Raw genomic sequence first — 13,646 nt, 5'->3', positions numbered from 1 at the left:
TCAAAAGTAAATGAGAGATATGCTATAATTAGGAAATAAAATAGTTATAGATTAGTCTATCTTAATTCCATAGGAACTACAATTTGTGAGGGGACGAAGGAGGAACACATCTTATGACAACATCAGGGGTACAAGCCTACATAGATCCAATTTTTGAGGCGATTGATGAGGCGTACGCTTCTGAGCAAAAGCGCATCGCCGAATTCCAAATCAAAAGTGTCCTTCACGAAGGGATTCATGAATACTTAAAAGTTACCTGTAAGAAGGATGGGCTGTGGGTGGATACCTACGAACCGTTTGATTGGGATCATCGTAGACCGGACATGGAGATTTCTGGTTTTACGGAGGGGGTAACACTGCAGCAGGTTCAGGACGAATGGATGCCTGTGTTTAGGGAACGGATAGAGGCGCTATTTAATTCGGAACAATTCAGTTCCATGTTCTTTCGTTATCGGCTGGATTTTCATCTGGAAGTGGTCTTGGAGAATAAGGCCAATCATTTTACATTCTCACTCCTAAATGAAGATAAACGGCAGCAACTGTTAGCCACTATCCAGCAGTTTGTGGAGCAGAAGCTCAACCCCTCCAGTAAAGCTATCCCGAAGGAAGAGGACGATTTCTTCTTAGTGAGACACTTGCTTGATCCTCATTTGTACGCTATAGATGCCCAGCGGGTGGATGAGTTGCTCCATATAATGGATGCCAAAGTGAAGGTCAGCCGCAAGCGTGAGGAAGCATGGAGGTATCAGCTCAACAGTGGCTTAAAGCATTGGGCTGAAGATGAATTTTTGCTGAAGTATGCGGATCGGGAAAAAAGCTATGGGCTGGATTATAAAGTGAAGCCCGATATTCTCCCTTCGGAAATTCCCACGCCAGCCATGGAGATGTTCCTGCTTACCGCGATGCGGGTGGGTTCGACCGATGCCGATGCACGGCAGAAATATTTGGAGATTGCTGCACAGCTAGACTCGGAGCAGGCTTCCGTGTGGCTTGAGAGCGGATCAGGAAGCATCCCAGCGCTACATACAAGCGAGCGAGTCATCTGCCAAGCCAATGATATTTTGCAAACGCTGGAGGTTCAGATTCGTTCAGAGGAAGAAGAAAGCTATAGAGAAGCACTTGTATATTTATGCGATATTTTAAAGAAGGGCTTTACCAAGGAATATCGGATGCAGTTCAAAAGCAAGGTGAAAAACTACCTGCCTGTACCCAAGTTGGCTAAATCTACGTTACATCGTTTCTTCGCCAATGCACTTGAGTATCCGTCGCTGCATCCGTTGCTGGCTGAATATGCCGAAACCGTGATGGAGGAATTCAAATGGTATAACGATGTAGAGCCCGGTGAAAAGTCGGCGATGCCGGGAACCTATGCGGTAATGGGATTAGGACTGAAAGGAACGAACTATTTCCCATTAGTGAATCGTTATATGAAGCTGGTGGACAGTGAGCATCAGTCCGTACAGGATGGTTACGCGGCTGCTTTTGCCGAAGCGCATGGGCTAACACCTGACACGATCCCCGTTTGGACGAGGATTCTACTGGCAAGCAACGAGTCTGCCAAACCCCTGAAGTCATCTGGAATCGAAACTGTAGAGCAGGCACAGGTACTGGTGGAGGAGCTTGAGAAGCTGGAGGACTACGAACAAGAGGTGCTTGTTTATCGTATATGGGGTGGCGCGAAGAAACTAAAAAACAGCCTGAAGCAGGCTGTCCCTGAGGTAAAAGAGTTGCTGGAGACGCTTATTCCATAAAAGCATCATATTCATGATAATATCGCAGTCCCTGCGCAATGCGTTCAATATCCGGCTCGCTTCCGCTGTGGCGTAACACTTCAATAACATCCTGTACAGTCGCTACCTCCAGCCAAGATTGCACGTGATGGTCTGGCAGAGATGCAGGGATACTTTCATCACGATGATTGGTGACGGTGAGACCCGCATCCTCCAGCTCCCACAATTCTTCCTCGGGGATGATGTAGTAGGTAGAATTGAGCGGATTACTTTGAACACGTTCCAGATTGGCAAATACCCATTCATTGATTTCTGTTTGGTCAACGGCATGAACTAGTGCTTCAAGGCTGTCAAAAGTTTGTATGCTCATGTATGGAGGCTCCTCTATTAGCCGCTGGCTTATGCTGTAGCTTTTGTAATATCTTTAAGATGGCCTGGCGATTCTTCGCATCCTTAATGTACTTGGGAATGGAATGGGAAGCCGTACGCATCATACCGGATGTAGGCTTTTCCCGCAACTCGGCAGAGATATAGGAGAGCAGGTAATTCAGGTGTATCCGGTTAAGAGCCCAGACAGGTTTACCCCGATAGTAATCAAGGAAGTACAGCTGGAGCTGGAAAATAGGGTCTTTTCCGTTTTGGATCACGTCCGTATGCCATTCGCGTGATTGAACACGATGCACCGGAACCTGATTGCGTGTCTCGCAGTGCGGACAGTTTATATTCGTATTTTTATGGAGCTTCGTTCGGTCATCATGGATTTCGATATTAAAATACCGTTCGCAATGGTTGCATACGCCGCGTGCATAGAATGTATAAGATTCGGGCTGCTGATACGTGTAGTAACAATGAGAGCAGCGAACAACGTAATAACAGTCTTCTTTGGATTTGGAAATAAAAGCTTGACCCTGACAGCGGGGGCAGTGAACAGCTACCTGTTCTCCTCTCCAGATCACAGCGGCAAAGTCATATTTATATCCATGTTCATCTTTGAAGCGTTTTTGCTCCATGTTCGTTCCTCCTTTTCGGAAAGAGCGTAAAAACGTACTTTTTATATATCATATGTTATAATATTCCTTAACAACAGAATGGCTTAGATGGGCGGTCGGCTAGTCTCCTGTGAGGGAGGTGAGGCCTGTGGAGGTTAAAGACACCTTAATGTTGATGATTCAATTCGCAACGTTGGTGATTCTGATTCTTTCCTTCCATAAAAAGAAATAGACCGCCCGTGGTAGGAACCGGTCTATTTCGAATACCGTGAACTTGCAGCCACCGCCCTTAAAAGCGGCTGTTGCCAAAGAGTGAGGATGTTGACGCATCTTCACTCTTTTTTAGAATATACATCTTATTCCCATTTTAACACTTGAAAAAGACCTTTTCAATGTGCCTAAGAGCGAAAAGGTGAATAAAGATGCGCGAAAGGAGAGGGCGAGCATGAGCATTTTTACAGGACTACAGCGTCCGCAATTCCAGGCCTACTATGATGAGGAATTTCTTATAGAGCATTGTTTTGAAAATGGTATGGGCTTTCCGCCTTCTTATATAGATTATGTCAAAACTCTTGGTTACGGGCGACTATGCGGCTTATGGAACATTCATATTCCTCTTGGTGATCACCCGGATTCATGGCTCCATCGTTATCATGATTGGCGGGCTTGGTTTGATGATTTGCTGGAATCAGAAGAGGTTTTACAAGAAGCGGTGCTGGAGCCAGATGGTTTTCCGGAGCTTTTGGAGCATGCGGTCCCTTTCGCTTCCAGTGGAGAGGATGACTTGCTGATCTGGGATATTCAATCGCCTGATGAACGGGGGGAATTCCCAATCTATGCTTTGAATCTACGCACATGGGGCAATTTTCGGTATGCAGCCTCGGATTTGTATAGCTTCATCGAAGCGTTGGTGGATGAAGAGCGCGTGAAGTCGGTATTAGGGACAGAGCGTACATCATTCCCATATACGTTTGAACCCTTTTAACAGGTCAAATAACCACCTTGGCATTCAAACTTCAAGGTGGTTATTAGCGCTGCGCTGCTATTCTTCTGCTAATGGTCTTCATATTGGGCTAAATATTGCTGTACCAACTCATATCCAGCCACGCCCATTACCGTATATTGATTATATTCTTCCAGTTCCAGATTGCGTATATATTCATCCCCACAGTATAGATGGCCCGCGCAATTAAAATATTTTAGCTGCTGTTGTTCCTCGGAAAGAGGGCGATGATCGATAATGGGCCATACTCCTTTCGTCAGATTTTGGGTGGCGGTGAATATAACTTCAAATCGGCCGCGATAACTAGTGAACGGAAGATATGTCGTTTCTCCCTCGTACGCTTGATTCTGGCCTATGGATAGAACCCCGAAGGAGAACTCTTTTTTGAATCTACCATACAGTGCGCAGATCACCTGACATACCGCAAATCGGCCGTCATGCGTGGGAATAACAAAAATATCGCCTTCCCGATGTTTGATTCTTTTGAACACCATCGTCAGGCCAGCTCTTCCTGAATGATCTCTGTTTTTAGACCTTTAGCGCTGGTAATCGTAATGCTGATCGCATCATAGCCGTTCCGCTTCACATCTTCAAAATCGCATCGTTCGCCGTTGATCAGCTCTAACTGTCCATTCTCATCCACATCGTCTGCAAACTCGTCATCCCAATCCACATTATAAAAAGCGGTCAAGCTTACCTCGAAAGTATCTTCACCATCTTCGTCCAGATAGGGCAGCAGGGGAGTGCGATTGTTCTGCTGTTCCTTGGTATACACTTCGCATAGCAGAGCATCGTAACCATGGCGGGTTCCGTCAAAAATCACGATCTGTTCACCTGTGACTGCATCTTCTGCAATAATGAGCTGGGGTGCAAATTCAGTTACAGCGATTAGCTCGTCCATAAGCTCTCCATAATAAAAAATGTGGAATTTCGTATGTCCGGCCTGTGAACAGAGCTTACCTGTCCACTCCTGCTCGACCCATGCCTCCGGGTTTTCGGGTACAACCCAACCTTCCAAATAAGCCGGTCCACATTTAGGATTATGTATTTCTGTCATCAGTAGGCCTCCCTCTCTGCTCGTTGAGTCGTTCAATTACCTGGTTAAAAAACGTTGTAAAGTCTGTTGCCACCAGATACAAATGTCCACATTGGTCCTGCTCTGCAATATCATAGTTCAGTTTGTCATCATAAGCATGAAGATGTGTGCGGTCCCAGTAGTACACATACGGGGTGTATTCATTACATATCAGAACGTAGAAATTGTCGCCCGCATCTGCACCAATCAACAAAGCGTTCTCGACATGATTGATTTCATCCAGAAATTCATCATTAATCGCTAGTGGGGCATCATTTGTGAGATCATGTCATAGATAAGGTGACGATTTTGTTGTTCTCATCCACATCTACCTTCACATTCACTCCCAGCTTATCCTTAAACAGCTTGCTGATATTGATATAGTCATCCTTTACCGCACGGCTTGATCTACCGGTTGTGCGAGTCATTCCAGCGGTGATAATGGAACGGACGTATGTTTTATCGAGCTTGGCTTCGGGATTATAGGTATAAATGATCTGTTCCTGCTGATTGTAATAATGGGTTAATTCCGTGTAGTCGTTAGCATTCTCATACTGCTTTTCCTCACGCACATACTCAGGATGGTCCATGGTGTAGTGGACTCCCCCGTCAAGAAAAGGATTTTCCTTGGAGGGTCGGAGTTCATAGTGTCCGTAGGCTAGTTGAAACAGATACTCTATGCCCGAGCCCTTCGCCTGATAGTAGAGCTGACGATTGTCTCCTTTTTTATCTATAGCGGTATAGCTGCTGATTAAAGGCCAGGCATCATACTTTTTATCCTTTATTTCAATGGCAAGCTTGTAATGTACAAGCACCTTTTCATTTTGAAATAATCCAAAGCTACTCATAATGAAATAGGCAGGCACACATATAATTCCGATAATCAATATGAATATAAATATTCTTACACGCATAAGTAGAGTGATTCTCCTTTGGATGTCGATGATGTGGACAGCTCCCGTTTGGCAGATGCACCGAATTCCTCATGCTGCAATAATTGCTTCAGAGCATGTTGTGCGAAAGGCATGCTTTTATGTGCGCGAAGCAGTGCAAAAGCGGCCCCCTTGACTAAGATATATGTATCACTGCGGATCAACTCTCATGTCTGTAGTTCGATAAAGCTTCTTCCGGTCCGCAGCTCGCGAGCCTCCTGTTTATTCATTCAGTTCCTTAATCTCTGCGCGGATACCTCTGCACAGAAAGCTACCTGACAGTCCCGACAAGGCATCGATATCAACGACCATGTCTGCTTCTTCATAGCGGAAATCAAGCTGTAAGATGATGTTTTCTGTTTCTACAGGAGTTAATACATGTTCTTTGGTTTCCAGAAATGTAAAAGTCACTGCATAGCGTGGGACGTCTTTTGCTGGAGCTTCAGGGATTACAGGTGCCTCAGCCGAAGGCTCCAGATCCGGTGATCTAGGGACAAGCACGCTAGCGTAGGATAGCTCGATCGTCAGTGTAATCTGGTCTTTCGTCATATTAGCAGCCGTAATTCGGTCATAATGAAAGGGAGGAAAATAGCCGAGCTTTTCAACAATGCTGTCTGCACCTTGAATAGAAACGGTTGGAGAGAAAGCCAGTTCCAGTCCAATGGACCCTGCCAGTTGGTCTTCATATTCTGGATTGATACGTACAAGGGCTTGTTCCGGCTCTACTTTCAAAATCGTGCCTATAAAATACTGTTTGTCATGGATCAGAACAATATCATGCGGAACGAACGGCAACGCTCCCCCGGCTTGATAATGAATGAGATATTCGTTCTCTTTTTTTTCAACCTTTTGAACTTGAATTTGCATAAATTGCAGCCTCCTAGGGTTAATGGTATGGCGGATTGTTTAAGTGTGTGGTAAAGGGAACGGAGTCCACGATTGAAAAACATACTTCATATCCGGGGTATCCTGTTCGAGCATAAATGGAACAATATCCATAATAGCACGTGCTTTACTGCCAGCATAAAAGTTACGCGCGCTGTGTAGCAGCTTGTGTGCCTTTAACCACTGGCTCAGCTTCATCATAACGTCTTCGACGATTGCTTGGTCGATATTTTCATAAGCGTCCTGACGGATTGAAACGAGCATGCCGCAATGATTAGAAGATTGGCACATGGGGTCATTGGACAAAAGAATGTACACTTCCGGCGTTGTCCCTTTGCTATATGACGGAATTACCAATTCTTATACCATAATATATGACATGAAGATCGAATTCACCTTTTACATTGACTGTGGTACTGTTCATTAAAATCGTTTGGAAACCAGTTCAACTTCGCGTATACTAGGAAAGTCATACATGGAACGGGCCTGAGCCGCATGGCGGCCGTATGTTGGTTACATGAACAGATTCAACGATAACGGATAAGCTCCCTTCCTGAAAAGGGTAGAATGAGAACCGATACAAAAATGGGAATTCTGAACTATGGAACGATAGATGTCATATGGCACATGAACCTATTTTACGTGACACATATTGAATACAGATAAGGGAAGTGAATACCACTTGAAGAATTTTGCAGCATTAGGCGTAGAGCAGCATTGGGTAGAAGCCTTGAAAGAACAGGGAATTTCATCCCCAACTCCTGTACAGCAGGAGTCGATTCCACTGTTGATGGAAGGTCAGGATGTTATCGCCGAGGCACATACGGGAACAGGGAAGACGCTTGCGTTTTTACTGCCGATTCTACAAAAGCTGAATTTGGATAAGCGACACCCACAGGCGCTCGTGATTGCACCTACGCGTGAACTGGCGCTCCAGATTACGGAGGAAGCAAAATGCTTGGCTGCTACGGAGCCGAACCTGTCATTACTGGCTGTATATGGAGGACAGGACGTAGAGCGTCAGCTCCGTAAACTGAAAGGCGGCGCACAACTGATTATTGGTACACCTGGGCGACTGCTGGATCACCTGAGACGTGGCACGCTGGATCTGGGTGGCATTAAAATGCTGGTTCTGGACGAAGCTGACCAAATGTTACACATGGGCTTTTTGAACGATGTGGAGACGATTCTTCAGGAGGTTCCTTACCGGAGACAGACGATGCTGTTTTCCGCTACGATGCCAGCCGGTATTCGCAAGCTGGCTCGTGTCTATATGAACGAACCCGTAGATGTCAAAGTGAAATCCGCTTCTTCCGTTCCGGTTAGCCAAATCCGTCAGGTCGTTGTGCAAACAACAGACCGTGGTAAGCAACAGGCATTGGTAGATATGCTGAATACGGATCGTCCGTACTTGGCTGTTATTTTCTGCCGTACGAAGCGCCGGGCTGCCAAACTGAACGAAGAGCTGCAAGAGATGGGCTTTGAGAGCGGTGAGCTTCACGGGGATTTGTCCCAGAACAAGCGGGAGCAAGTGATGAAGGCGTTCCGGGAAGCGAAACTCCAATTGCTCGTAGCGACTGATGTAGCTGCACGCGGCTTGGATGTAGAAGGCGTCACGCATGTCTTTAACTATGACATGCCGCAGGATGCCGAAAGCTACATCCACCGCATCGGGCGTACCGGCCGTGCCGGAGGCAAAGGCGTGGCGGTGACGCTCGCTACGCCAAGGGATGTTCCAGAGCTTCGGAACATCCAAAGAGTTGCTGGTGTCACATTCACCAGCAGTGAGGGCGGCGGACAGCGTAGACCTGCTTCCGATACGGCTGATCGGCAGGGTCGAGAACGCCGCTCGGGCAGAAACGACCGCCGTTCCTACGGCGGCAACGACTCCGGCGGTGGGCGCCGGGGCAGCGGCCGCGAACAGGCGGGCCGTCGTGATGCCACAGGCGGCGAACGTCGCTCTAGCCGCGGCAGTAGCGAGCGTGGCGGGTATGACCGCAGTAGCGGCGGTTCCGCACGCGGAGGTCAGGGCCGCTCGGCAGGACAAAGCAGCGAGCGCAGCGGATATGACCGCAGCAGCGGTGGTTCTGCACGCGGAGGTCAGGGCCGCTCGGCAGGACAAAGCAGCGAGCGTGGCGGATATGACCGCAGCAGCGGTGGTTCTGCACGCGGAGGCCAAGGCCGCTCGACAGGACAAAGCAGCGAGCGTGGCGGGTATGACCGCAGTAGCGGCGGTTCCGCACGCGGAGGCCAAGGTGGCCGCGGTGGACAAGCCAAAGGCGGCCCGCGTGGTGGTCAAGGACAAGGAGGCCGTCGCGGACGGTCCAGATAGTTAAAACAGGAGTATTCTCATAGAATGCTCCACTATGGTTATCATAATAGCCCCGGGGAGGCTCATCTTCCGGGGCTATTGTAATCTTCATCCATACCGCTGAAGGAGCGGCACCATAAGATGACATGAGTAGCGGAGCTACCTTGAAATATACGATTAGCGTTTAGGTTACATTTTTCAAAAGATAAATTTGGAGGGGTTATACATCATGCAGGAACAGGATATGGGCAAGCGCGCCATGGTCTCAGCATGGATCAGCCTGATTAGCAACATCCTATTAACCGGCATTAAGATTATTACAGGACTTATGTTCAACAGTAAGGTGCTGGTAGCCGATGGTGTGCATAATGCCGGAGATGTGATTGCCTCTGCGACGGCACTGGGAGCGATGCGCATATCCAGCCAGCCGCCGGATGAGGATCATCCTTATGGTCACGGCAAAGCAGAAGTGATCGGTGCAAGCGTGGTGGCGGTCATATTGTTTGGAGCGGGCATATTTATCGGCTATCATTCCATTGCAGCACTGTTCGAACCGATGCCACAGGAGCATATACTGGCATTGGTGGCCGCCATTATTTCTTTGCTCTGGAAACTATGGCTGTATATTTACACGATTCGTATCGGGAGAGCGGCCAATAGTCAGGGTCTTATTGCAACGGCAAAAGATCATCTCGCTGATGTGTACGCCTCTGGGGCTGCTGTACTGGGTATCGGCTTAGGGCTAATTGGGGAGCACTGGAGCATTTCAATCTTATCTTACGGCGACCCTATTGCGGGATTCGTAGTGGCATTGCTAGTTCTGAAATTGGCGTGGGAAATGGGCCGTGAATCCATAGATGTACTTATGGAAAAAGCGATTGCAACGGAGGAAATTGAAAGCTACGCCGCAGCCGCACTGAGTGTAGCCGAGGTTCAACGTATTGACCGTATCCGTGCCCGTGAGCACGGCCATTATATCATCGTGGATATCCGCGCTTCAGTGGATGCCTCTTTGACGATTCAGCAGGGACACGATATTATCCGGCTGATTAAGGGGGCTGTTATGAAGCGGGAACCGCGGGTTTATGAGGTGCTTGTCCATTTGAATCCATGGTATGAGGATGACCACTAGAACAGACGACACGAATTGACAGATAACTTGCAGGAAGGGTATGCTTTTAAAAGCCGAACGATGATGAATAAAAGCGAGGTTACCCGAAAATATGCGAAAATTTTTAAAATGGTTAGGCATTTCTGTGACTGCAGCGGTTCTTTTAGTGGGCGGTTATTATACGTATTCTATATATCATTTTACGAATCAAATTTCGGTTGCTTCCGGACAGGATTCGAAATTCAAACCGCAGGCACAAACTCAAACCAATGTACAACCTGTAGAGGTATCGCTCCCACCGGAATGGGATGGGACAGAAAGAGTGAATATTCTGCTGCTAGGCGGCGACTCCCGTGGAGAGGATTCAGGGCGTTCTGACTCCGTTATGGTTGCTTCTATTGATCCGGTTACGAAAAAGGCTACACTTATGTCGATTCTTCGTGATACGTACGTCAATATCCCAGGTCATGGGCAAAGTCGATTGAATGCTGCTTTTTCCTACGGTGGACCGGATTTGACCAGACAGACCGTGAGCGACCTGCTGGGCATACCGATTCAATATTATGTATATACTGATTTTAATGGCTTTATTGCGCTGGTGGATTCTGTGGGTGGTATTGACCTGGATGTCGAAAAAGATATGCACTATACCTCCAAGGCAGATAAACACCAGTTTGATATTGATTTGAAAAAGGGAATGCAGCACATGGACGGTAAAACAGCCTTGCAATATGTACGCTTCCGACATGATGCGACTTCCGATTTTACGCGTACGGAGCGGCAACGCAAATTTATTACCGAGCTTGGCGGTAAAATTCAGTCAACCTCATCTCTAATTAAACTGCCGAGTATTCTAAATAGCATTTCTCCTTATATTGAAACGAATCTCAGCACTACGGAAATGCTGCAATTGGCTTCATTGGGCTTTAATATCGATGCAACAACAGTAGCGAAGCAGCAAATCCCGCCGAATGAATTGGTGCGCGGGGAAACCATTAAGGGTGCGCAGGTGTTGGGTGTAGACGAAAGAAAGCTCAAGCGCTTCATACAGAATCTTTTTGAACAGGAGAACAAACCTGTGACCACGACGGTGGATGCTGCAACCACGATAAATGATACTCCATAACCCTCGAAAGCAAGCGAAGTTCGTACGATGACGTACAACTTTGTTTGCTTTTGTGTTTATTTGGGTATAACCTTGTATATTTTGTTCCAAAAATATATCGTATCTATGAAGAACGTCTACTCATTTGTATAAAGAGAAGGGGAATGTGGTGTGGAAATAACTCCGGCATGGAAAGACCGATTCAAGAAGTTTTTTCTGAACAACAAGTTTGTGTTATTCCTGCTGGTACTGCTGCTGATCGGCTTGAATATCTTGGTGCTTACCAAAATTTCATACATATTCACACCTGTCATGGTGCTGTTAAAAACGATAATTCTCCCCGTCATTTTATCCGGCGTGTTGTACTATCTGTTCAACCCGTTGGTTGATGTACTGGAGCGTAACAAGGTGAAACGAATATACTCCATTGTTGTACTGTTTTTGCTTATTATAGGGGTTATTGCGATTGTGGTTACATCTGTGGTACCTGTAATCCGCGATCAAATACAGGGGCTTATCCAGAATTTCCCTGCCTATAGCGAGCAAGTACAACGACAATTCGAGAAACTGATCGGCAGCGATTTTGTAAACCAGTTCCAGAACACCATTCAAATTAATCCATCTGAGCTGGCCTCCAAAGCTTCTGAAAAGTTATCTAGCTTTATTAATAATGCATGGACGGGTGTGGGCAGCTTTTTGGGCGTGGTTACAGAAACGGTACTTGCGATTGCCACGGTTCCATTTATTCTGTTCTACTTGCTAAAAGATGGACACAAGCTGCCACAGTTTATCCTGAAAATGCTCCCGCCTATGTTTCGTAAAGAAACAGATCGCATTATGACCGAGATGAATCATCAGGTCAGTTCCTATATTCGTGGGCAGATTATTGTCAGCTTCTGTATTGGGGCGCTGTTGTATATTGGTTACCTAATCATTGGATTAGACTACTCTCTGACGCTTGCAGTCATTGCATCCTTTACGAGCGTTGTCCCCTACTTAGGTCCCGTCATTGCCATTACACCTGCGTTAATTGTAGCCTTGGTCACCTCACCGATTATGCTGCTCAAGATGGTTATCGTGTGGACAGTCGTACAGCTCATTGAGGGTAAATTAATTTCTCCACAAATTATGGGCAAATCTCTTCGGGTACATCCGATCACGATTATCTTCGTTATTCTGACCGCAGGCAATTTGTTTGGTGTGGTGGGAATTGTACTGGCGGTTCCGGGGTATGCTGTCTTGAAAGTAATCGTTACACATTTGTATAGTTTCTTTAAAAAACGTTCGCATCTCTATGAGGCGGATAAAGGGAACGCAAGTCTTTACGAAAAATAAAATTTTCCACTATAAAATTGATATGGGCCCCTCTTGGGTAACTGTGGCTACGCGTGCTATAATTAATGCCTATCCTTATTCCCAAATAGAAAGGTCAGACTTTTATGATAAAACTCAGCATTCTTGACCAATCTCCGGTATCGGAAGGCATGACGCATGCGCAGGGCATTACAAAAGACCGCTGAGCTTGCTATAGAGGCGGAACGCTTGGGTTATCATCGCTTTTGGGTATCAGAGCATCATTCTGCCGCAAATCTCGCAGGCTCCAGTCCGGAGGTACTGATTTCACATCTGGCCGCACGTACCCGGGCCATTCGAGTGGGGTCGGGTGGTGTGATGCTGCCCCATTACAGCGCTTATAAAGTAGCGGAAAACTTCCGTGTGCTGGAGGGATTGTATCCGGGACGCATTGATTTAGGCCTGGGACGAGCGCCCGGAGGCATGCCCATTGCTACCAGAGCCCTGCAAGAAGGCAAAATGCGAGGTGGTGTAGATCTATACCCTGAGCAGTTGGATGACCTGTTAGCTTATTTACATGACAGCACGGGCAATAATCACCGTTTCGGTTCGCTACAGGCGATGCCGCTTATAGAAACTGTACCGGAAATGTGGTTGCTCGGCTCCAGTGGTGATAGCGCAGGTTTGGCAGCCGAGCGTGGCGTGGGCTTTGCGTTTGCGCAGTTCATTAATGGTGAAGGCGGCACAGGGGCTATGAAGGAATACCAGGAAAGCTTCCAGCCTTCCCAGCATAGTGACCAACCACGTTCGCTTGTTGCCGTATTTGCGATCTGTGCGGATACCGAAGAGGAGGCGAATCGGTTGGCTTCCAGTATGGACTTGTCTCTTGTTCTATTAGAGCAGGGAATGCGCTCCGCTGGAACACCTTCCGTCGAAAAGGCACTGGCGTATCCGTATACGCCGTTTGACCGGATGCGGATTCGTGAGAATCGCAAACGTATGGTGGTCGGTTCGCCCGAACAGGTGAAGCGTCAGATTGAGCAGTTAAGTAAGGACTATAATGCACAGGAGATCATGGTTGCGAGCATTATTCACGACTTTGATGCCAAAATAAAATCTATACGTCTCATGGCTGAAGCATTTGGACTGTCTTCTGTACAGTTATAATGCGAATCGCCGGATTTAAAAGATCACAGCTTCGAGGAGCTGTGA

The 13,646-nt window shown here is 47.1% G+C and carries 16 protein-coding genes and 1 pseudogene; 8 read left to right on the top strand and 9 right to left on the bottom strand.

Translation table 11 applies throughout. The features are described from left to right. Positions 1-113 precede the first annotated feature (113 nt). Positions 114-1,751 (top strand): DUF6138 family protein, encoded by a 1,638-nt coding sequence (locus tag AOU00_RS10690; RefSeq protein WP_069290577.1) that lies wholly within the window; start codon positions 114-116, stop codon positions 1,749-1,751. Here the strand turns inward: AOU00_RS10690 and AOU00_RS26575 are convergent. Beyond that, positions 1,741-2,100, bottom strand: coding sequence for a DUF7716 domain-containing protein (locus AOU00_RS26575; protein ID WP_172828236.1), 360 nt, complete (start codon positions 2,098-2,100; stop codon positions 1,741-1,743). The two genes, AOU00_RS10690 and AOU00_RS26575, sit on opposite strands and share 11 nt — an antisense overlap. Next, complete coding sequence (locus AOU00_RS10680) at positions 2,081-2,740, bottom strand: hypothetical protein (RefSeq protein ID WP_069290575.1); 660 nt, start codon at positions 2,738-2,740, stop codon at positions 2,081-2,083. The genes AOU00_RS26575 and AOU00_RS10680 overlap by 20 nt, the downstream gene beginning before the upstream one ends. 109 nt (positions 2,741-2,849) lie before the next feature. Between AOU00_RS10680 and AOU00_RS27700 the strand changes: the two genes are divergently transcribed. After that, complete coding sequence (locus AOU00_RS27700) at positions 2,850-2,951, top strand: putative holin-like toxin (protein WP_219728090.1); 102 nt, start codon at positions 2,850-2,852, stop codon at positions 2,949-2,951. A 213-nt stretch (positions 2,952-3,164) separates the two neighbouring features. Beyond that, positions 3,165-3,704, top strand: coding sequence for an SMI1/KNR4 family protein (locus AOU00_RS10675; RefSeq protein WP_069290574.1), 540 nt, complete (start codon positions 3,165-3,167; stop codon positions 3,702-3,704). Between the two features lie 68 nt (positions 3,705-3,772). On the opposite strand, the gene AOU00_RS10670 is transcribed toward AOU00_RS10675, so the two are convergent. The 7 genes from AOU00_RS10670 to AOU00_RS10645 form a co-directional block, all read right to left on the bottom strand. Continuing rightward, positions 3,773-4,216 carry an immunity 26/phosphotriesterase HocA family protein gene (locus tag AOU00_RS10670; protein ID WP_069290573.1) on the bottom strand — a complete coding sequence of 148 codons (444 nt, stop codon included), beginning with the start codon at positions 4,214-4,216 and terminating at the stop codon, positions 3,773-3,775. 2 nt (positions 4,217-4,218) lie between these two features. Further along, positions 4,219-4,779, bottom strand: coding sequence for a hypothetical protein (locus AOU00_RS10665; RefSeq protein WP_069290572.1), 561 nt, complete (start codon positions 4,777-4,779; stop codon positions 4,219-4,221). After that, positions 4,763-5,011 (bottom strand): hypothetical protein, encoded by a 249-nt coding sequence (locus AOU00_RS10660; RefSeq protein WP_172828281.1) that lies wholly within the window; start codon positions 5,009-5,011, stop codon positions 4,763-4,765. The genes AOU00_RS10665 and AOU00_RS10660 overlap by 17 nt, the downstream gene beginning before the upstream one ends. 70 nt (positions 5,012-5,081) lie before the next feature. After that, positions 5,082-5,711 (bottom strand): hypothetical protein, encoded by a 630-nt coding sequence (locus tag AOU00_RS10655; RefSeq protein WP_069290570.1) that lies wholly within the window; start codon positions 5,709-5,711, stop codon positions 5,082-5,084. Next, positions 5,702-5,824 carry a hypothetical protein gene (locus AOU00_RS27455; RefSeq protein WP_257785375.1) on the bottom strand — a complete coding sequence of 41 codons (123 nt, stop codon included), beginning with the start codon at positions 5,822-5,824 and terminating at the stop codon, positions 5,702-5,704. Before AOU00_RS27455 ends, AOU00_RS10655 begins: the two co-directional genes overlap by 10 nt. Before the next feature lie 127 nt (positions 5,825-5,951). Next, a complete protein-coding gene (locus tag AOU00_RS10650; protein ID WP_069290569.1) occupies positions 5,952-6,596 on the bottom strand; it encodes an immunity 50 family protein in 645 nt (214 codons plus the stop codon). A 39-nt stretch (positions 6,597-6,635) separates the two neighbouring features. Further along, positions 6,636-6,905, bottom strand: coding sequence for a hypothetical protein (locus tag AOU00_RS10645; protein WP_237166342.1), 270 nt, complete (start codon positions 6,903-6,905; stop codon positions 6,636-6,638). A 391-nt stretch (positions 6,906-7,296) separates the two neighbouring features. Between AOU00_RS10645 and AOU00_RS10640 the strand changes: the two genes are divergently transcribed. The 5 genes and pseudogenes from AOU00_RS10640 (at position 7,297) to AOU00_RS10620 (ending at position 13,601) form a co-directional block, all read left to right on the top strand. Continuing rightward, positions 7,297-8,946, top strand: a complete 1,650-nt coding sequence (locus AOU00_RS10640; RefSeq protein ID WP_069290568.1) for a DEAD/DEAH box helicase — start codon at positions 7,297-7,299, stop codon at positions 8,944-8,946. A gap of 208 nt (positions 8,947-9,154) precedes the next feature. After that, complete coding sequence (locus AOU00_RS10635; protein ID WP_069290567.1) at positions 9,155-10,057, top strand: cation diffusion facilitator family transporter; 903 nt, start codon at positions 9,155-9,157, stop codon at positions 10,055-10,057. 91 nt (positions 10,058-10,148) lie between these two features. Next, entirely contained in the window at positions 10,149-11,162 is a 1,014-nt protein-coding gene (locus AOU00_RS10630) for an LCP family protein (protein ID WP_013312376.1), read from the top strand. Positions 11,163-11,312: 150 nt separating this feature from the next. Further along, complete coding sequence (locus tag AOU00_RS10625) at positions 11,313-12,476, top strand: AI-2E family transporter (protein ID WP_039271613.1); 1,164 nt, start codon at positions 11,313-11,315, stop codon at positions 12,474-12,476. 104 nt (positions 12,477-12,580) lie between these two features. Then, positions 12,581-13,601 (top strand): annotated as a pseudogene (locus tag AOU00_RS10620) (LLM class flavin-dependent oxidoreductase). The last annotated feature ends 45 nt before the right edge of the window (positions 13,602-13,646 follow it).

This window comes from Paenibacillus polymyxa (assembly GCF_001719045.1).
Classification (GTDB): domain Bacteria; phylum Bacillota; class Bacilli; order Paenibacillales; family Paenibacillaceae; genus Paenibacillus; species Paenibacillus polymyxa_B.
The sequence above is the reverse complement of the archived record's forward strand: the minus strand, read 5'-3'. Positions and strand labels throughout refer to the sequence as shown.